Annotated in this window: 17 protein-coding genes; 7 read left to right on the top strand and 10 right to left on the bottom strand. The window is 58.9% G+C overall.

What is annotated here, in order from left to right; genetic code table 11:
- Positions 1-93: 93 nt before the first annotated feature.
- Together CRI94_RS08410 and CRI94_RS08405 are read left to right on the top strand one after the other, a co-directional pair.
- The gene (locus CRI94_RS08410; protein ID WP_098075217.1) at positions 94-597 is read left to right on the top strand and encodes a hypothetical protein; all 504 of its coding nucleotides are present in this window, start codon (positions 94-96) and stop codon (positions 595-597) included.
- Positions 598-825: 228 nt separating this feature from the next.
- The gene (locus tag CRI94_RS08405; protein ID WP_179862216.1) at positions 826-2,178 is read left to right on the top strand and encodes a M16 family metallopeptidase; all 1,353 of its coding nucleotides are present in this window, start codon (positions 826-828) and stop codon (positions 2,176-2,178) included.
- Positions 2,179-2,188: 10 nt separating this feature from the next.
- Here CRI94_RS08405 and CRI94_RS08400 read toward each other — a convergent pair whose 3' ends face one another.
- Positions 2,189-4,519 carry an acyl-CoA dehydrogenase family protein gene (locus CRI94_RS08400; RefSeq protein WP_098075272.1) on the bottom strand — a complete coding sequence of 777 codons (2,331 nt, stop codon included), beginning with the start codon at positions 4,517-4,519 and terminating at the stop codon, positions 2,189-2,191.
- Positions 4,520-4,844: 325 nt separating this feature from the next.
- On the opposite strand from CRI94_RS08400, the gene CRI94_RS08395 reads away from it, so the two are divergent.
- On the top strand, positions 4,845-5,063 hold the full coding sequence (locus CRI94_RS08395) for a hypothetical protein (protein ID WP_098075215.1): 219 nt from the start codon (positions 4,845-4,847) through the stop codon (positions 5,061-5,063).
- A gap of 157 nt (positions 5,064-5,220) precedes the next feature.
- Here the strand turns inward: CRI94_RS08395 and hemE are convergent, their stop codons facing one another.
- Positions 5,221-6,288: a uroporphyrinogen decarboxylase gene (gene hemE / locus CRI94_RS08390; RefSeq protein WP_098075214.1), complete on the bottom strand. Its 1,068-nt coding sequence runs from the start codon at positions 6,286-6,288 to the stop codon at positions 5,221-5,223.
- A gap of 240 nt (positions 6,289-6,528) precedes the next feature.
- On the bottom strand, positions 6,529-7,473 hold the full coding sequence (locus tag CRI94_RS08385; protein WP_245846129.1) for a dienelactone hydrolase family protein: 945 nt from the start codon (positions 7,471-7,473) through the stop codon (positions 6,529-6,531).
- Positions 7,474-7,874: 401 nt separating this feature from the next.
- On the opposite strand from CRI94_RS08385, the gene CRI94_RS08380 reads away from it, so the two are divergent.
- The 3 genes from CRI94_RS08380 (at position 7,875) to CRI94_RS08370 (ending at position 10,686) form a co-directional block, all read left to right on the top strand.
- Positions 7,875-8,555: a diacylglycerol/polyprenol kinase family protein gene (locus CRI94_RS08380; RefSeq protein ID WP_245846128.1), complete on the top strand. Its 681-nt coding sequence runs from the start codon at positions 7,875-7,877 to the stop codon at positions 8,553-8,555.
- Positions 8,556-8,693: 138 nt separating this feature from the next.
- Positions 8,694-9,530, top strand: a complete 837-nt coding sequence (locus CRI94_RS08375) for a 2,3,4,5-tetrahydropyridine-2,6-dicarboxylate N-succinyltransferase (protein WP_098075213.1) — start codon at positions 8,694-8,696, stop codon at positions 9,528-9,530.
- Between the two features lie 124 nt (positions 9,531-9,654).
- Positions 9,655-10,686, top strand: coding sequence for a galactose-1-phosphate uridylyltransferase (locus CRI94_RS08370; RefSeq protein WP_098075212.1), 1,032 nt, complete (start codon positions 9,655-9,657; stop codon positions 10,684-10,686).
- A 41-nt stretch (positions 10,687-10,727) separates the two neighbouring features.
- Here the strand turns inward: CRI94_RS08370 and CRI94_RS08365 are convergent, their stop codons facing one another.
- The 4 genes from CRI94_RS08365 to CRI94_RS08345 form a co-directional block, all read right to left on the bottom strand.
- The gene (locus CRI94_RS08365; RefSeq protein WP_098075211.1) at positions 10,728-11,813 is read right to left on the bottom strand and encodes a hypothetical protein; all 1,086 of its coding nucleotides are present in this window, start codon (positions 11,811-11,813) and stop codon (positions 10,728-10,730) included.
- 389 nt (positions 11,814-12,202) lie between these two features.
- Positions 12,203-12,616: a DoxX family protein gene (locus CRI94_RS08355; protein ID WP_218919365.1), complete on the bottom strand. Its 414-nt coding sequence runs from the start codon at positions 12,614-12,616 to the stop codon at positions 12,203-12,205.
- A 133-nt stretch (positions 12,617-12,749) separates the two neighbouring features.
- Complete coding sequence (locus tag CRI94_RS08350; protein WP_098075209.1) at positions 12,750-13,109, bottom strand: nuclear transport factor 2 family protein; 360 nt, start codon at positions 13,107-13,109, stop codon at positions 12,750-12,752.
- Between the two features lie 159 nt (positions 13,110-13,268).
- Positions 13,269-13,739 carry a MarR family winged helix-turn-helix transcriptional regulator gene (locus CRI94_RS08345; protein WP_245846127.1) on the bottom strand — a complete coding sequence of 157 codons (471 nt, stop codon included), beginning with the start codon at positions 13,737-13,739 and terminating at the stop codon, positions 13,269-13,271.
- Positions 13,740-13,955: 216 nt separating this feature from the next.
- On the opposite strand from CRI94_RS08345, the gene CRI94_RS08340 reads away from it, so the two are divergent.
- Entirely contained in the window at positions 13,956-15,392 is a 1,437-nt protein-coding gene (locus CRI94_RS08340) for a pyridoxal phosphate-dependent decarboxylase family protein (protein ID WP_098075208.1), read from the top strand.
- A 76-nt stretch (positions 15,393-15,468) separates the two neighbouring features.
- On the opposite strand, the gene CRI94_RS08335 is transcribed toward CRI94_RS08340, so the two are convergent.
- From CRI94_RS08335 to CRI94_RS08325, 3 genes are all read right to left on the bottom strand, one after another.
- Positions 15,469-16,032: an SPOR domain-containing protein gene (locus CRI94_RS08335; RefSeq protein ID WP_098075267.1), complete on the bottom strand. Its 564-nt coding sequence runs from the start codon at positions 16,030-16,032 to the stop codon at positions 15,469-15,471.
- Between the two features lie 191 nt (positions 16,033-16,223).
- On the bottom strand, positions 16,224-17,069 hold the full coding sequence (gene deoC, locus CRI94_RS08330; RefSeq protein WP_098075207.1) for a deoxyribose-phosphate aldolase: 846 nt from the start codon (positions 17,067-17,069) through the stop codon (positions 16,224-16,226).
- Positions 17,070-17,113: 44 nt separating this feature from the next.
- A complete protein-coding gene (locus CRI94_RS08325; RefSeq protein WP_098075206.1) occupies positions 17,114-18,499 on the bottom strand; it encodes a sigma-54-dependent transcriptional regulator in 1,386 nt (461 codons plus the stop codon).
- Between the last annotated feature and the right edge of the window lie 382 nt (positions 18,500-18,881).

Here is an 18,881-nt window from a genome sequence, read left to right as displayed (position 1 = left end):
TCGATCCCTCGATTGCAGACGTTGAACGTGTGGCGTTAACGTTTCCGACCCGCGCCATCCACCGCACCGACTCCATCACGACCACACCCGGCCATGACGCAAATTGCCCGTACCGTTTTCGCTATTCTGATCGCCGGTCTCCTGGTAACAATCATAACGGATGCACGCGCCCAGACGACCGGCATCGGAGCAGGCGGACAGATTGGCGTCTCGAATGGTGGACTGAACCCGGTTGGCCTGACGATGAAGCTCTGGATTTCCGAGCGTCATGCATTCCAGGGTGCAACGTCGTTTGTGATCAGCGACGAAGCCGCAGGTGCATCCTATCTCGTTCTCCAGGGGGACTACATTTTCCACAATTTCGAGCAGGTATCCGTCGGTGACGGCCTAATGGCACTTTACGTGGGACCGGGACTCCAGCTCACGTTTATCGAAAATCAGGATGCCAACATCGCACTCCGGGCACCGATGGGTGTGTCGTACATGCTCGGTGATGCTCCGATAGATATTTTTGCTGAAGTTGCCCCGACTCTGCAGATCGCCGATGCGTCTCAGCTTCGGTTCGATGGAGCCATTGGATTCCGGTATTTTTTCTAACCGGTATGTTATTGTGCGAATTCGATGAGGGACCGTCAGACCGCCATCGATGGCAACCCGAGGTATCGTTTTTGTGCCCCAGCACTGTACGTCACGAGCACGTCCCCATCTCGTGACAGCTGGTCCGGTCGTTCATCTTCGTACGTCTCGGTCCCGCTCCTCTCTCTTCCGGCACACGTCTGCTGGATTGCATCGCTACTTCGTCCCCGTTCCTCCGCCCCCCGGTTCATGTCCCGGACTGCCGTTCTCCTGATCTGCCTGATTGCCGCGGTTTCCCTCGTTTTCCGACCCGCGTCGGCATCGACTCCTCCCTCGATTGAATCGAACGAGGGGCCGCATCCACAACGTACCACCGTACTTGACAACGGTGTTCGCGTGACGCTTACGCCGTACGATACCGACGGTCGCGCCACGGTGCGATTCGTCATTGAAGCTGGAACGGCGTACGAATCGCAGTCTGAGGCGGGCCTCGCCGATGTGACGGCGCGTTGGCTTCGTTTACAGAGCACCTCCGACGCGCCAGGTGAAATGGCTGTTGACGTAACGGTGACATCGGATGCGATGGTCTTTTCGTCCGATGTCGCAGCGTCCGCTGCTCCGGTGGCCATCCGTCGCATGCGGCAACTTGTCAACACATCGCTGGACGATATTTCGGAACGTTCTGCGCTTGACTCCGCACGGACGCACGCCGCACAAGTCCTCACCCACTCCCCTTCGCCACAGGCCGATGCGCGGCAGCAACTTCGTCGCACGATGTATCAGGACGAAACATACGGGCGCCCGCTGCCATCACAGGCGCAGATTCGCGGCTTCACGGGCGCCGACGTCGCATCATTCATTCGCCGGCATGTCGCACCCGATCGCGCGTCCCTGTACGTCACCGGCTCTTTTCGTCCCTCGGATGCGATCGAGAGTGCACGGAAACACCTGGGCACGTGGAAAGGAACCGCGTCCGGCCTTCCGCTCCAGGTTACTACTGGGCCTGGAGGCGACGTGACAGTCATTGATCGCCCCAACCGGTCACAAGTGGCTGTTGCCATTGGCACACCGACGGTCGCGCCCGGCCACACAGATTACGCTGCCCTACAGGTGGCCACCACACTCATCGGAGGCGGCCACACATCTCGCCTCGCACAGTCGACATCGCTCGCCTCCACCTCCTCCCCGTACAGCCTGCTCGTTCCGCACCGGGAGACAACGTACTGGACCGCGGTCGTAGCAACCCGGCCAACGCAGACTCGCCCGGCGGTGCAAACGGTTCGAGCAATCCTGGAAGAGCTCCGCAATACCGCTCCGGACAGCTCGTCGGTCTACCGGGCACAAACCGTTCTGGTTGACCGCTTTCTCATGCAGAGCTCCACTCGTGATGGGTTGGCTGACCAGATGATGTTTTTGAACCGACACGGCCTCGACGAGTCGTACTTTCTGAAGTATCAGGCGCGTATTCGCAGCGTCCGTCCGCAGGACGTACAGCGCGTCGTCCGGCAATATCTTGCCCCATCCGACTTGTCCATCGTTCTGACCGGCCCGGCTCGTCTCATTCAGCCGCAAATTGCACCGGTACGGCGCCAGATGCCCTAGCCGACTGGACTTAGTGACGATCGCCGGTACCAATGGGCGCGGCGAGAGAGGCATCGGGGATCGCAAACGCATCGACCAGCGCTTCGGCGTCCGGACGCACCTCTTCGCAGAGTCGGTTGACCTCCGTTCGAATGGCTTTCGACTTTGCACTTCCCAGGACACCAGCCTCGAGGAACCAGCCGCGATCGGTCTCGATCGCATGAAGAGCAAACAGGCTCCGAAGACGATCGAGCACGGCACGTACACTCTCATCTTCTACCGTGTCGTTTTCCTGAATGAAGGCCTCGAGGGTAACCCGTTCCGCGTGGGCCTCCGCCAGAGTTTTGAGATGATCCTGCACGTCGATGAACGCGTCGAATGGATCTATGTCATCATTCAGCCGAGCTCGGAGACGTTGCGCGGCGGTCTGAAGCAACCGATCGGCTCGATAGTCCAGTGCGTTCATTTGGAAATCGCGACTACGCAGATGCTCCGGATCCGTCTGACTGGACGTAAGCGGATTCGTCTCGGACAGGCGCTCGAGAACATCTTTCGCGACAAACCGGACCATACCCAGAATATTGAGGTCCCGGAATTCGCGCTGAAAATCGGACAGCAATCCCTTCGCGACCTGGAGCAATAAGACGGTATTGTCTCCCTCGAACGTCGTGAAGACGTCGGTGTCGGCCATCAGGGTCGAGATCCGATTTTCGTGGAGGTAGCCTTGCCCGCCACAGGCTTCCCTTGCCTCCTGGAGGGTATCGGTCGTATGCCGCGTTGCGTACGCTTTTAGAGCGTTCGCTGACGCCTCGACATCCTCAAGCCCCTCGTCGATCGAACGAGAAATGTATGTCTCGGTCAGGTTCTGGAGGGCAGCGTCGATCGCATATGTTTTGGCGAGACGCGGAAGCAGGCGCCGCTGATGGGTCCGGTACGTTAGGAGCGGAACCTCGGGCTGGTCTTTGGGCCCAAATTGGCGGCGGCGATTTCCGTATCGCACGGCAATGGTCAGTCCAGATTTTGCGGCCATCAGGCCTGCTCGCGCGACACTGATCCGCCCGCCGACGAGCGTGCCGAGCATCGTGAAGAACCGTTTCCCGGAACTCGGAATCGGGCTGTCGTACGTCCCGTCCGCTGCCACCGTACCAAACCGGTCAAGGAGATTCTCCCGTGGCACCCGAACGTCGTCGAACCAGAGCCGACCGTTGTCGACACCGTTCAACCCCATCTTTTCGCCACAGTCTTCGATGCGCACATCGGGCATCACCTCCCCCGACGGCGTACGAATGGGCACGATGAACGCATGGACGCCGTGATGCATGCCCTGCGTCTTCAGCTGGGCAAAGACGACAGCCAGCTCTCCGTGCACCGCTGCATTTCCGATCCACTCCTTGCGCGCCGCCTCGGATGGCGTGGAGATGATGAACGTCTCCGTCTCCGGGTCATACGTCGCCGTCGTCTGGATGTCGCGGACGTTCGAACCATGACCAAGCTCGCTCATCGCGAAGCAACCGGGAATCTCCAGCGAGCCGATGCCATCAAGATACCGCTCATGGTGCTTTTGCGTCCCAAGCCGATACACGCTTCCGCCAAAGAGTCCAAACTGGACACCGTACTTTACCACCAGACTTTGGTCGTGCATCGCGAGCGCTTCGAACGTCGCGATGAAATCGCCCATATCCCCTCCTCCACCATATTCCTCCGGATAAGAGAGGGCTCCCAAGCCCTGATCCGCAAGAATGGTAAGCCATTCCATGACCTGCTCACGATACTCGGGCGTGGTCAGCTTCGGTGGGTACGCGAACGCGGGATCCGACAGCAGCGTCCGCATGTGGTCGATGTGGTCGTGTCGGTCACCGTCCAGATGTCGAGTGAGCTTCTCGATGTCGAAACGGGCCGGACGCGTAACGCGGTCTCCGGTTGCCGGCTCCGGTCGCTGTTCTCGGAGCTCACGGACCATCCCTGGGCCGTCCACTCCGACGGCTCCCTCGAGGTCCGTTAGCGCAGCCCGCACCGACGACGAAACCGCTGCTCCGTCGCCTCCAGCCGATGCTATGGACAGACCGACTTCTGCGAGCGTCATCCGCCGGTCCTGGGGCAGCGCCTCCACGTGCTCTCGAAGCACCTGAACCCATCGATCGTAGGCCTCAGGCGATGGCGGATTGGACGGATCGAGATAGGGGCACACCTCCTCGCGCACGACGGACGGCAGGTCATGGATGGATTCGATCCGATCCCGCAAAAGCGAGATCTCCGCCGGGGTGAGCACACCATCTGCCCAGGCCACGTACAGCATGGGAAGCAGGGCAAGAGCATCCGGCGATTCGGGCAGTGTTCGTCGCGATACGTCGGCCTCGGACATGTAAAACAAGGCGTTGAGTGGAACCAGGATGAGCGAACGTTCAAACCTGTCTTCGTACGTGACGATCCGTCGGCAGTCACGACGATTTCGACAACGGTACATCTCATTCCGAGCCGAATGGGTCTCTGCGACGGACTCTACATGTTCTCAACCATGGACCACAAAGCACTGCCACGGACATCGAAGAGCCGAAGACGGAGTCTCTGCAGCAACATTCACAGTGAAATTACGCATTCGCACCGTCTAGCCCAGCTTCATGTGGAATCTCCACGCCGTATCATATGTTTTACCTCTATGTCCTCACTGTATCGATCTTACTCTTCCATTGTACGACACAGTAGTCAAGCGAATTGAAGGCGGCGACGACGTAATCGTCGATGCTAGCGACTTTACCGTCTCGCAGCTCATGATGCTCGCACGGGCGGCTCATGCTCACGATGCCACGATCCGCATCATGAATGGTCCATTTCGTATGGAAGATGCTATGGCTGTGCGACGTGCCGGACGAGGCCACGTGGAATACGCCGGCCCGCATGCGGCGTAGTAGAGCCAAGGCCGAGGTTCCCGCAGTTCAAAACGCCGGGGCAACCTAGTTCACCCCGGGCAATCATTTTGGCCGAACAACACAAAACGCCCCACCGGCATGAGACCGGCAGGGCGTTTTTTGCTTTTCACTCATGTCCGAAAGGCCGGTCGTAAGGTTAGACGTGGCGCATTTGTTCGGACACCTCGTGCACACTGTCGACGAAAACGCGGGCGTGCTCAGGATCGTGATCTGGATGCATGCCGTGTCCAAGGTTGGCGATGTGGCGATGGGACCCGAAACCGGCGAGCATATCCTGAACGGCGCGCCGAATCGTCTCCTCGTCGCCGTAGAGCATGCACGGATCCAGATTGCCCTGCAGCGTCACCCGCTCACCAACGACCAGCCGGGCCGCCTTCGGATCCATCGTCCAGTCAAGACCGATCACATCATACTCCGTCTCGACGAGGTCTTCGAGAGCGTAGTGCGCGCCCTTGGCGAAGACGACGAGTGGAACCTCCGGATGCGCCTCTTTGACTCCTTCGGCGATCTGCTTCAGGTAGGGCAGAGCAAATGTTCTGAACGTTTTCGGTCCGAGAAGGCCTGCCCAGGAGTCGAACACCTGCAGCATCTGCGCACCGGCGTCGACCTGCCCGATCAGATACTCGATAATGACGTCCGTCGTCTTTTGCAGAAGCCGGTGTGCCGCCTCCGGAGCTTCATACAACCAGGCCCGCGCCTTCTTATAATTCTTGCTCCCACCGCCCTCGATCATGTACCCCATGAGGGTCCACGGCGCGCCACTGAATCCGATGAGCGGTACACGACCGTTCAGTTCTTTCCTCGTCAGTGTTAGGGCATCGTACACATGCCCAAGCTCCTCGTGGACATCCGGATCGTCCGTGAGGCGCGACAGCTCCGACGGTTCGCGCACCGGGTTCGGGAAATGTGGTCCTTTCCCTTTGACCATCTGGACCTCGAGCCCGAGTGCCTGCGGAATCACCAGGATGTCCGAAAATATAATCGCAGCATCCAGGTCGAACCGATCGATCGGCTGAATGGTGACCTCCGCCGCTAGCTCTGGCGTCCCGACCACGTCGAAGAACTCATGTTCGGCGCGGACCGCCTGATACTCGGGCAAATATCGTCCGGCCTGCCGCATCATCCAGACGGGAGTTCGACGAGTGGACTCGCCGCGAGCCACACGCAAAATGAGGTCGTTCTGCAATGGTGGAAAGTCAGGCATTCGGGCAAGAATCGTGTGTCGGAAAGGATGGCATCGAGAAGCATCGCAACGCCTGGACCACCGGAGGATCCAGCGTCGTGATGTCCGGCGCACTGTACGGATCCAGCAGGCGGTCGATCCACCTGGGCGCAGAATGGCTCGCCCTAGACGTCGATTCCGCACCGATTCCATATCGAGGACGTCGGAGGCGGGCGGTAGTCCTAGCCCAAGCTGGTGATTGGGCCTTCGGAGTGTGCCGGTTTAGGTTTCATCAGATTCAGCATCCATGTCGGTCGCACCGTAGAGGTGCTCTTTCAAGAACGCCGTTGTCTTGTCCCAGGCAGCAGAGGCTGCTTCCGGATTGTAGTTCGTTCCGGATGGGTTCGCAAAGGCATGACCGGCGTCCTCGTAGATGTGCGCTTCGAACGTGTTACCGACCTCGTCCATCTTCGTGTCGAACTCGTTGACGGACTCAACTGGGATGCTGCTATCGTCTGCACCGAAGAAGCCTATCATCGGAAAAGAAATGGGCTCGAGTTCTTCCTGCGAGACATCGCTAACGCGACCATAATATATCACGCCCGCCTCGTATCCATCCGGTTGGGTAACGGCAGCAGTAAGCGTCATCGCTCCTCCGAAGCACCATCCCATCACAGCCGTCCTGGATGCTCCCCCCTCGCGGCGTAGATACGCGTTGGCCGATGCAAGATTCTCAGCGAGTCGGTCCGGCGTCTTCATCGCCTGCTCCATCAGGGAACGAGCCCCGTCGGGCGTATCCGCTACGCTTCCCGCGTAAAGATCAACGGCCAGCACCCGATACCCTTCTCCGGCCATCCTGCGCGCGGCCGTTCGGATATTGTCGTTCAGCCCCCACCACTCGTGAATGACAACGACGCCCGGCAGCGAATCGGTTTTTGGATTCATGCCATAGGCGGTGAGAACCGAGTCCGGATTTTCAGGAACAGCCATGTACCCGGTAATCGATTCCCCCGCCTCCGTCGCACCGTACGTGACGGTGCTCGCACGCACCGGGATCATCGGCTCCTGAGCCGCCGCAGTCGCCTGCGGGGTATCATCCTGATGCTGCTCGGCCATGTCATCACTGTAACTATCGGAGGCCTCCTCCCCTCCACATCCCGTGACGACACCGGCGATCAGTAGAAACGAAAAAGCGAGTCGAAGCGTGCGCTTGGAAAGCATGTCCATGTATCGACGTTATGATCAGAGTGTAGATCGATGGCCGCGGAACGTGTCCCGCCCTTGGTCATCGCTGGATTACATACGGCCTAAGGTCCTACGAGTCGGAAGACTCGCATGCCGAACCGTTCCCAAAAATCGGCGCCTGCACAGAGTTGTTACCTGTTGGCGATATGACGGATAAACGGTGCACAAATATGGACCGGTGCATGCGGTGGGGTTCCTAGTTCGGGTTGACAGCATTGCGCGGGCGCGCCTCCCACGATTCAACACGCTTCACCTGACCATTCAATTTACTGAACGGATTGTGCAGGTGGCTGCAGCGTGTCCACATGCGCCGGTTCGAAACGAACTTCAGTCGTCTTGACAGGTTGGCGGTCCCGATCGCTTTCCTATTCCCTCCTACCCCCATGACCGAGGCTTCGTCTGACTCCTCATCCAATTCAACTGCATCAGCACCAGGACACTCGGACGATCGATTCGGGTATGGTGCAGAAGTCAAGCGAAAGGCCCTGCACCTCCTCGCTCTGATTGTACCATTCGGGATGGATGCGCTAGGTCGCGAAACAGCGCTCTGGGTCCTCATACCACTGACCGCCATCGCCGTCGGTGCTGATATTCTTCGCGCCTATTCTTCGCGTGTGAACCGCCTGATTCGGACGATTTTCGGACCGCTGATGCGAACGGAAGAGCTACCCGACGTGGGAACCGGCGTCGTGATCAATGGGGCTACGAGCGTACTGGTTGCCGCCACGCTCCTTACGCTCATCTTCCCGCTCTGGATCGCCGTTCCGATGTTCGTCATGACGATGATAGCGGACGCCGCGGCTGCCCTCGTCGGTCGGGCGGTCGGCCAGTATCGGTGGCCCGGACGGCGGCACACCGTGGAAGGAACGCTTGCTTTCATTACAACAGGGTTGATTGTCACGTCTTTTTTTCCGCTCGCATTTCCCCTCCAAATCGCAGGCGTCGTCACCGCGTCGATTGCCGAAGCGATTCCCCTTCCGATTAACGACAACATCGCTGTCCCCCTCATCGCCTCCGGGGTGGTCTGGGGACTCGCCGTCGCGGGACCTGCTCCGGCATTCTAGCTTCGCATTGCACAGTCGATCGATCGTATTTCCGGTGGATTCGGGCGACGAGTTGTATTTTTCCCGTCGCTCGCTTGACCCTCGACGGAATGGTTGATACGGTACAACACCCGTTTTCTCCCAGCCATCGATCAACTTATGTCCGAGACGCTCCGTGAACGCATCGAATCTCTCGTAGAACAGGGCGACGACGTCGCCCGGGGGTCCGCCGGCGATGCCGTCGCCGATCTCGTTCGCGCCCTCAATCGCGGCGATGTTCGCGCGGCCTCCCGTCAGGACGACGGCTCCTGGGCCGCCCATGCCTGGGTCAAACAAGGCATCCTGCTCGGCTTCCGGATCGGACAAATTGTCGACTATTCGACAGAACGGTTCCCGTTCTTCGACAAGAACACCTACCCGCCACGCCCGGTGCTGAAATCGGAAAACGTGCGGATCGTCCCGGGTGGCTCGTCGGTCCGAACCGGGTCGTATCTGGCGTCCGGTGTCGTCTGCATGCCGCCGATGTACATTAACGTCGGGGCCTACGTTGACGAGAACACGATGGTCGACTCGCACGCCCTGGTTGGCAGCTGCGCGCAGATCGGGAAACGCGTCCACTTATCCGCAGCAGCACAAATTGGAGGCGTCCTCGAGCCGGTCAATGCCGCCCCCGTCGTGATCGAAGATGACGTATTCGTCGGCGGTGGGTGCGGGGTCTACGAAGGCTGCGTGGTTCGCGAAGGCGCTGTTCTGGCATCTGGCGTCACGCTCACCGCCTCTACGCGCCTCTATGACACCGTGAATGAAACGGTTATCCGAGGCACGAACGAGGATCCGCTCGAAGTGCCTTCGGGTGCCGTCGTCGTTCCGGGTTCACGATCGGTAGACTCTGACTTCGGCGATGAACACGGCCTGTCGCTCTACGCTCCAGTCATCGTGAAATACCGCGACGCCAAAACGGATGCTGCCACGGTACTTGAGGACGCTCTTCGGTAGACATCCACCGCACAAGCATCGGCTTCGAGTTGAGCAAACCGCGCGTCTGCATCCTACATGTGGCGTGCGGTTTGTTCTTTTTCCGGGTCCGAGTTCATTTTCCGCCCGTACACCGCTCCATTGAATGTCCTACCCTTCCGAGTTTCGCCAGGACGCGATCACGAAACAGTGGGTCGTCTGCGCGCCGGGTCGAAGCGACCGCCCGAAGCAGTTTGAGGACGATACCAGCGTCAAAGAGACGGACGGGCCCGTCGAAGGCTGCCCCTTCTGCCCAGGTCATGAACATATGCTGCCCGAGGTGCTGTTCGAAAATGCGTCGGTCCGTGGCGATGGCGCTCCGCCACCTCGCGATGAGGGTTCGTGGCTAACGCGCTCGGTTCCGAACAAATACCCGGCGCTGACGACGAATGGTGAGCCGGATCTGTACTCGTGCCAGATGTTCAACTGGCAGAGCGGATTCGGTCGACAGGAAGTCATCATCGCGACACCGCGACACCACGAAGCCGTCTCTCAGATGTCGGTCGAGCACGTCGAGGCCCTGATCGGTACCTACCAGTCTCGGTATCACACGCTCCGCACCGATGGGGATGAACTGATACCGTTCATCTTCCACAATCACGGAGCGAGCGCCGGGGCTTCCCTTCCTCACCCGCATAGCCAGATTATCGCTCCGTCGATCGAGCCGGCGATGGTCGTCGAAGAAGAGCGACGAGCCGAAGCACAGTATCATGAAACAGGCGAATGTCCGTACTGCGAAATGCTCAACGAAGAACGGACCAGTGGCACGCGACTCATTCGCGAGAATAACGCATATGCTGCATTCGTCCCTTACGCAGCCCGATCCCCGTACGAAGTGTGGATTATGCCGACGACGCACGAACCTGAGTTCGGGCGAATAAACGGCACGGAGGGCGCGCTAGCTAGTATTCTGCGCGACACGCTTCGTGCTCTTCGACGGGCGCTTGGCGGTCCAGACTATAACTTCTTCGTCCGGACCGCTCTCGCGTACGAATCAGAGGCCGCACATCTACACTGGAGTCTCCGAATTCGGCCACGTATGTCCATCGACGCCGGCTTCGAGATCGGGACCGGTATGAAGATCAATCCCTCACTGCCGGAGCGCGACGCGGACGTTCTCCGTGAAGCCATGACATAGACGATCGGGGCTCATAATAATTGCCGCCATGTCTCCGAGGCTTACTGCTGGTCGGTGGTATCCTCCGTCGCCTCCACAGGGATCGGTTGCACCGCCATCGAGCGAAGGCGCACCAGTCCGGTCCCACTTAGCCTCAGCCCAACGGTGCCGGGAGAGGCCGGCGTGTCACTTCCTGAGACCACCATCTGGTCGCCGACAAACCCGCTGCGGTCGGCCCGTTCCACGATCAGCCGGTAGGAGCGCCAGCCCTGCAGTCCGTAGTCGGCCGCGTCCTGAACTCGAACGGCACTCCCCTCGCGGCGAGCGAGCCGGAGTCGATTTTCGTCGAGCTGCAAGTAGTCGTAGAAGGCGGCCCCGCGTACGTTGTGGACGATCGAAACCGTTCCATCAAATGCGTCGACGTTTAGTGACGCACGAATGTCTGCCGTTCTCATTTCGACCGGTGCCGTGAACAGAACGGTGGCGTCACGAAGATACAGCGCGAGACCGGGCGGACCGTCGCCTTCCGGTTGAAAAATGAAGCTCTGAACGTCGGTTGGGGCTCCATCGACCCATGTCATCGCATCCTTCCAGGCCCCGGGCGTTGTCGGGGTCCAGCTCCATGCATCTTCCCGTTCCGTGAAGCCCTGCGGCGTCGCTTCCTCTTCCTCTGCTTGTTGCTGACGCACCTCCGCAACGGGTTGGACACCCACACCATATCGATGAACCAGCTCGGCCTGCGCCGTGGTCGTCTGCCAGGACAGATAGATTCCGCCGGCTGCGACGAGAACGAGGATGACCTGCGTGATCATCAATTCCTGCACCGCAGGTAGAAATGACAAACCGAGTCGTACCAGGCCGTAGATGGTTGCAAAAAGCAGCGTGTACCACCGAAATGTTACATGCTGTTCGAAGACCGTCGTCACCCCGTCCACCTGATACACACTGGCAACGGCATCGGGCCCCGCCAGATACACAATGACCGCAGCGACACCGGCGGCGACATATACACTCGTCGCAGCGGCCGGACCCGCGTCCCATTTCGGGCGAAGGAGAACGAAAAGATCAATCACTAGACCGGTCGCGAGGAGGACGAGTGGCGCGTGACCGGCAAAGACGAGAAGGTTCGGAGCCCATTCAGGCAGCATAATCAGAGGTGGGATCGCTCGGGACGTGGGGGAACGTGAAGGTACTTCGACCGATCGGGACGAAGCTCGCAAAGTGGTGACGGCCTTTGCACACAGCGACCGATGATCGCTTGAGCCGCTGTGTACGTCCTCGCAGAGACGATGCCTCCGGATACGTCATGCCCCGACATGGAAATGCGTTTCCGAAGAATCCCAATACAACCGTCAAGCCACACTGGGACGGCATCATCGGGGGATGCACGAATGCAACCTCCAGCACGTTCCCCGATCTTGAACTTTTTTTGGACGGCCGGATCGACCTCACCAAAAGCGACGAGCCGACCCCGATGTTGGAGCCGACTCGCGACGTGGTAAATCGTCTATCCGAGATGACGCGCACGCTTCCAATATCACGACGGCGCCACGTCCGATGACACCGAATCGTTCTCGATCGCAGCCGGCCCTGCACCGTGGGCAGCCACATAAAGAAGTCCTCCCATGATAGCAAGGTTCTTCATGAACTGAATTACCTGCGTCTGTTCGGCAAAGTTGGTGTGGAAAACAAGCGTGGTGGGAATCAGAAAAAGTACCAGTGCCAGCGATCCGGTGCGGGCTTTGAACCCCAGGATCACCATGAGTCCGCCTCCAAGTTCGAAGATGATGGCTCCCACAAGTAAAATAGCCGTGGCGGGAAGACCATTCGCCTCCATGTACTGCTGCGTCCCCTCGAACTGCATGACCTTATTAAACCCGGAGGCTACGAAAATGAGACCCAGAAGGATACGACCGATCGTTGGGAAGTAGGCGTTCATATCAATCTGCATGCACGAGTGAGAGAGTGGCAAAATAAAAAAGGGCACGAGCCCTTACGGGCCCGCCCCCTTTTCCAACGGAATCAAGTCAGGGTGCTTTCGATGGACACGCGTGTCCCCCTGTATGAAGCCGCCGGAAGCTGCGCTAACTGAGCGTGTAGAATTTCTCGTGCGTGATCTGACCGTCTTCGTTCCAGGTGCGAACCGACACCTGCTTCTGCAGCACGTCTCCGACGCCCTCGAGCGTGAAGTCGTTCTCCCACTCGGAGAGGGTGACCCGGTTCTCTTCATCTATCGCCCGCGAGTGAATCTCTGCGGAACGAAACTCCGTCAGCGCGCCAACAAACTGCTCTTCGTACTCTCGATTCGCCTCCTTGCCTTCCCGCCGTTGGTCTCCTTCTTCCATCACGACGTCCTCGGCATAAAACTTCTCGAAGGCCTCCAGAATCTTACCCTGGAGAATCATATCGTTTAGCTGTGCATCAAGTTCGGCAAACGTAGCCATAATCGGTTACTCGTTTTGGTGAAAAACAGGTTGCTTCGGTGGTGGGCGCTGAGTGCGCGCCCGTTCTAACTGCTAATTTGTGCGTCGCAACACATATATGAGGACACAAACCGTTGCTGTCTCGCAGCAAGATCAAGTCGAGCCTTATTTTGACAGCAACTACTCGTCGTTGCCGTAGATTCCTTCGCATATACGCGACAGGTGTCGCAGATCACGGTCAGAGACGCGCTCATCGAACCAGTTCTGCACATCCTGAACATCAGGGTGCATTCGCTCCAGCAGGTCAAGGCCCTTCGGCGTGATGGTATGGATCATCATGCGTCGATCCTCCTCACTTCTCGACCGCGACACCAGGTCTCGCTCAACGAGCTTATCCATCAGCCTGGTCACGTCTGGAGACGGATCGATCATTCGCTCAATGATGTCACACCGAGCGTGTCCGTCGGGATGGACTCCGCGGAGAATCCTGAGCACGTTGTAGTGACTGAACTGAAGATCGTGATTCTGACACACAGTCTCCATCTCACGGCGGCTCCGCGCTGCGGCAACGAATAGGTTGAGCATGGCCTCTTGCGCCAGCGACTCAAAGTCTTTCGCCTGCTTGATTCGCTGCTTCAAAATGCTTCCCATACCTGCTGTCGCCGATGAATATCGATGTCCTCATCTAAGTTGCGTGGTGTAACACACATTTTGGTGAATGGTGGTTCCGCGACCCGTTCGGGCTCACATGAACGTCACGAGTTCACAGTCGGTGTCAGAAAACGCCGAGACAACGGCAAGTGATTTTTCATGCTCCGCCACGTACCTTCGAAAGAACTCACAGCCACGTTTGTCCATCGATCGCCTATGTCTGGCAATACCTCCTCCCCCTTCTCATTATCGACGACGACATCGACACAGCCGGCGCTGAACGAGTTGATCAGCGAGGCCGTCGGAGCCATACAAGAGTGGTCGGACGGATGGGGTCCGTATGAGGCACATCCCTCGACCATCGTAGATGGAGCTGGGCTCCGGTCGGCGCTGGGTGAGTTCACCGATCGAATGAGCGGAAACTATCCGTTCGGGCACCCGAGATATGCGGGTCAGATGCTCAAACCGCCTCACCCGGTCGCTATCGCCGCCTACGCGGCCGCCATGTGCGTGAACCCGAATAACCACGCGCTGGACGGAGGCCCTCCCACGAGCGAGATGGAAAAAGAGGTGATTGAGGACCTTGCGGACATGCTCGGATTTCCGGCAGAGTCGCTGGGTCACCTCACCGCCGGCGGCACCATCGCCAATCTGGAAGCCCTCTGGGTGGCGCGCGAAGAACACCCGAACCAGACGATTGCCTTCAGCGCCGATGCTCACTACACACACGGACGCATGTGCGGTGTACTGGACGTCAATCCGGTCGTCATCCCGACGGACAACCACGGCCGGATGCGATTGGAGAAGCTGGAGGAGATTCTCGCGAAGCAGGACGTTGGCACCGTCGTGGTGACGGCCGGCACGACCGGGCTCGGCACGGTCGATCCAATCGCAGATGTGGTCGATCGATGCCGAGAAGCCGGTGTGCGTGTCCACGTGGACGCGGCCTACGGTGGATTCTTCCGCCTTCTCGCGAACGGCGACAGCGAATCCTTCGACGGATTTCCGGCCCGTCATTTCCTCGCGATCGAAGATGCAGAATCAGTCGCCATTGATCCTCACAAGCACGGTCTACAGCCGTACGGTTGTGGCGCCGTGCTCTTTCGTGATCCGTCGGTCGGTCGCTTCTACAAACACGACTCGCCGTACACGTACTTCACGTCCGACGACCTTCACCTCGGCGAAATCTCGCTGGAATGCTCTCGCGCAGGAGCAGCAGCGGGGGCCCTCTGGACGACACTTCGCGCCCTTCCGCTCGAGCCGAGCGATGGCCTTGGTGCCATTCTCGCCGCCTGCATGCGGGCCGCCCGGACGTGGGCAGATACGATCGACGCCTCAGCCGCGTTCGAATTGTACACGGCGCCGGAAACGGACATTGTGAGCTACATTCCTGTCCCCCGCGAATCGTCGCTCAGCGCCCTGGATGCGGCGAGTCGCGCGGTGTTCGATGCAGCGATGAATCACGAGGAAGAACCTGTATTTCTCAGCCTCTACCGCCTCTCCGCTGAGCGCTTATCTGCGCGCTTCCCACATCTAACCGCTGATCGGGAAGACGCTGCCATTCTTCGAAGCGTGCTGATGAAACCCGAACACGAAACCTACGCAGCCGACATTGTCGACCATCTTTCTACCATCGCCCGAGGCGTAGTATAGACCGTCGCACGAAGATGCATGCGCCTGCGTCCGTACAACCAGGACGGGTCGCATGGCCGCGAAAAGCCGACCGACCTTATCGGGTGACGGTTACGGTGCTTCGGGCGACGAACGCATCTGTAAACTCCTGCTTCACGAATTCGAGGGCCTCTGCAGCCTCCTCCCGATCCGCAAATGCACCTACGCGCACGCGGTAATACGGCTGCCCGTATTCGACAAGGATGGGCAATCGTCCGCGGAAAACGTCGTCCGGTGCGTCGTCCTGAACCTCGGCCCACCACTGACGCACACGCTCGCGAAATTCTTCGGCAGCCTGCTTGTCCTGCGCGGAGTAAACCTGGACACGGAATCCTTCAATCGTCTGCGTCACGCCCTCGTCGGCGCGTCCCTGCATCAACTGCGTCGGCACCTGGTGGCGCAGATCCAGTTCGCGGGCCGCGGCCGGTGTCGGGTACTGAGACACATCAAACGTCTCCACACTGGCCAGCGTCGCACGGCGCTCTTCTCGATCACGACGATCGACCGGCCGGGGCCCGCGATCCGACGAGTCATCACCCGAATCCGCCGTCTTTGGCGGACCGCTGCACGCGGTAAGAATCAATGCAAGAGCGAGAGTGAACAGCGAAAGACGTGAAAGCATAGATCGAAAGCGAATCGCGAAGAGTCGAGCGAGCGGAATCAGTCGCACGTGGACGACGGGAACGATGGCCGGTCTGCACGTGCTACGACCGGACACGAGCGGCGTTTCTTGCCCGGCGCGGGCCCGGTCTGCTGTACCGTCCCGCAGGCCGAGCCGAAAGAGATCGTATCATTCGCACGGGACCGATCCGATTAGTAGGAGGCCTCCGTCTTCGCCCCCGTGACGATAGCGACCGATCCGCTCGCGCCGATGCGAGTCGCACCGTGTGCCATCATAGCCTCGACGTCGTCTGCTGAACGGACCCCTCCAGATGCTTTCACGCCCATGTCTGGACCCACAACCTGCCGCATGAGCGCCACGTCACGCAAGGTAGCACCGCCATCGGCAAACCCCGTAGACGTTTTGACAAAGTCCGCACCGGCCTGCTTCGCGGCAATGCACGCCACGGCCTTCTCCGCGTCGGAAAGGAGCGCCGTTTCCAGGATGACTTTGACGATGACATCGCGACCGCCGTCCCTGGCTCGCCGCGCCACATTCACGACTTCCGCGATGTCCTGCTCGACATCCGCGACCGCACCAGAGCGGAGGGCACCGATATTCAGCACCATGTCGAGTTCAACAGCACCATCCCGGATGGCCTGCATGGCCTCATGCGCCTTCGTGGAGGGGCGGTTGGCTCCATGCGGAAAGCCAATCACCGTGCAGACCGCAACGCCGGAATCCTCAAGCAGCTCGTTGACGAGCGGGACGTACGTCGGAGCCACGCAAACGCTCGCGAACGCATGCTCGATCGCCTCATGAGACACCGCCTCAATGTCGGCGTCGGTCGCCTCGGGACGCAATTGCGTATGGTCGATCCGCGCAGCAAGGCCCTTCACGGAGAGCGAGGGTTGCGGCTCGGGGCCTGCCAGTCCCGGGGATGCCGGCGACTGAAGAGCAGCAATGGCGGCATCGACATGAACCTCACCCGCTTTACTAACGGAAGAGCGAAGGTCGTTTAGCTCGTCGATGACAGCGTCAGGAGAAGGAAGAGCCATAGCAAAAAATGTTCGTCAGTCCGGTCGGAGAAGTTGCAGTTGGGTTAACGATCGACCACCTCATCAAGGTTGTACCGTTTCCGCTTATCCCAGAGTGTTTTCTTAGAAATCCCAAGCGTCTCGGCAATGTCGGCGTAACTGCTGTCGTTTGTCTCGAGCGTGCGTTGGATGTAAGCCTTCTCCAGGTCCTTCAGCGTACGGTTCATGGGGAACTGAAAGGCCTCTCCCGCTGCATGCATCTCGCCCAGACGCCCGGGAGGAGCAAGCGTGAGGTCCTCAGCTGTAATGTGATCTCCTCGTGCGAAGATCATGGCGCGCTCCAGCACATTTCGAAGCTCGCGCACATTACCGGGCCACATATGATCCAGTAGCTTCTGTTCGGCTGCCTCGGTAAGGCCCGCAACCTCGCGCCCAAGGTCACGACTGAAGTGTTGAATCAGCTGGTCGGCAATAACCAGAACGTCCTCGTCCATATGACGGAGCGCGGGAAGCTTGACGTTCACGACATTGATACGGAAGAACAGATCCTTCCGGAACCGCTTGTCCTTGACACTCTCCTCCAGATTCGCGTTCGTCGCGCAGAGGATGCGCGTGTCGACCGTGAGGTCCTCCACGCCACCGAGACGACGGAACTGACGGCTTTCTAGAAATGAAAGCAATTTCGCCTGGAGCGCCATACTCATCGAATCGATCTCGTCGAGAAACAGGGTGCCTCCGTCCGCCACCTCGATGAGTCCCTGCTTCGAGTCGCGAGCGTCCGTAAATGCGCCCTCCTCGTATCCGAATAACTCAGCCTCAAGTAGGTTATCCGGCAAAGCCGCACAGTTAATTTCAGTAAACTGCTTCTTCGCCCGGGGCGAGTTGTAGTGCAACGTTTTCGACGCAAGGTTCTTCCCCGTGCCCGTTTCCCCGGAAAAGAGAACGGTCGTATTCGAAGCGTTGCACAGCGTCTGGATCGTTTCTCGGACCCGGACGATGGCATCACTGGTCCCGAGAATCCCTTCAATCGGATACTTCGCTTTCTGCTTGGTCTTGATTTCCTCAAGCTCCTGCTGCGCACCATACAGCTTCAGGGCCTTATCCAGCAGCGCCCGCATTTCCTCCAGGTTAACGGGCTTCTGGAGATAGTGGAACGCTCCGTGCCGCATCGCCTCCACGGCCGTCTGTACCGACGAGTGAGCGGTCATGATGATCACCGGCACGTTCACTCCCCGATCGGTCAGAGTTTCAAGGAGTTCAACCCCGTTCATCTCCGGCATCATCATGTCTGCAAGAATGACATCCGGAACGGCATTCTTTTCCTCGAGCTTCTTCAACATCTTGACCGGATTCATAAACGCCATCACCTCGAATCCGTCCCGCTCGAGAACGTTGGTAAATAACTTACCGATCTTCGGCTCGTCGTCGACAACGTAGATTTTCTTCTTCATGGCGGATGGGACCTATTCGAACAAGGAGAGGCATTCCGACAAATTCACACGACAACAGCCTTCGACGAGCGTGACGAAAACGAACGGCGACGGCGTAGCTGTGTACAGGTGCCGGTCCGAGATTAGAGACACTCCTCCGGAGGTTGGACTCTCGTATCGAAGGAGTAGCAAATTGCTCATGTGGTAGAAACTACATTAGCGCGGAAGAGAAAACCAAGCTCGCGACCCGCCAAAGTGTAATGAGCCGTCGATTTCACCTGAGTTAATCGACATGACGTGGAAAGTTTGACCACTCATCTTTCTTGTTTGGAGACTTTCTACCTAATATGAGTCATCGAACACGACCTCGACTCGTCCGGTCGAGCCCGAAAAGAATGTCGGA

It is taken from the genome of Longibacter salinarum, assembly GCF_002554795.1.
Lineage (GTDB): Bacteria > Bacteroidota > Rhodothermia > Rhodothermales > Salinibacteraceae > Longibacter > Longibacter salinarum.
This window is presented reverse-complemented; position numbering and strand designations above follow the sequence as displayed.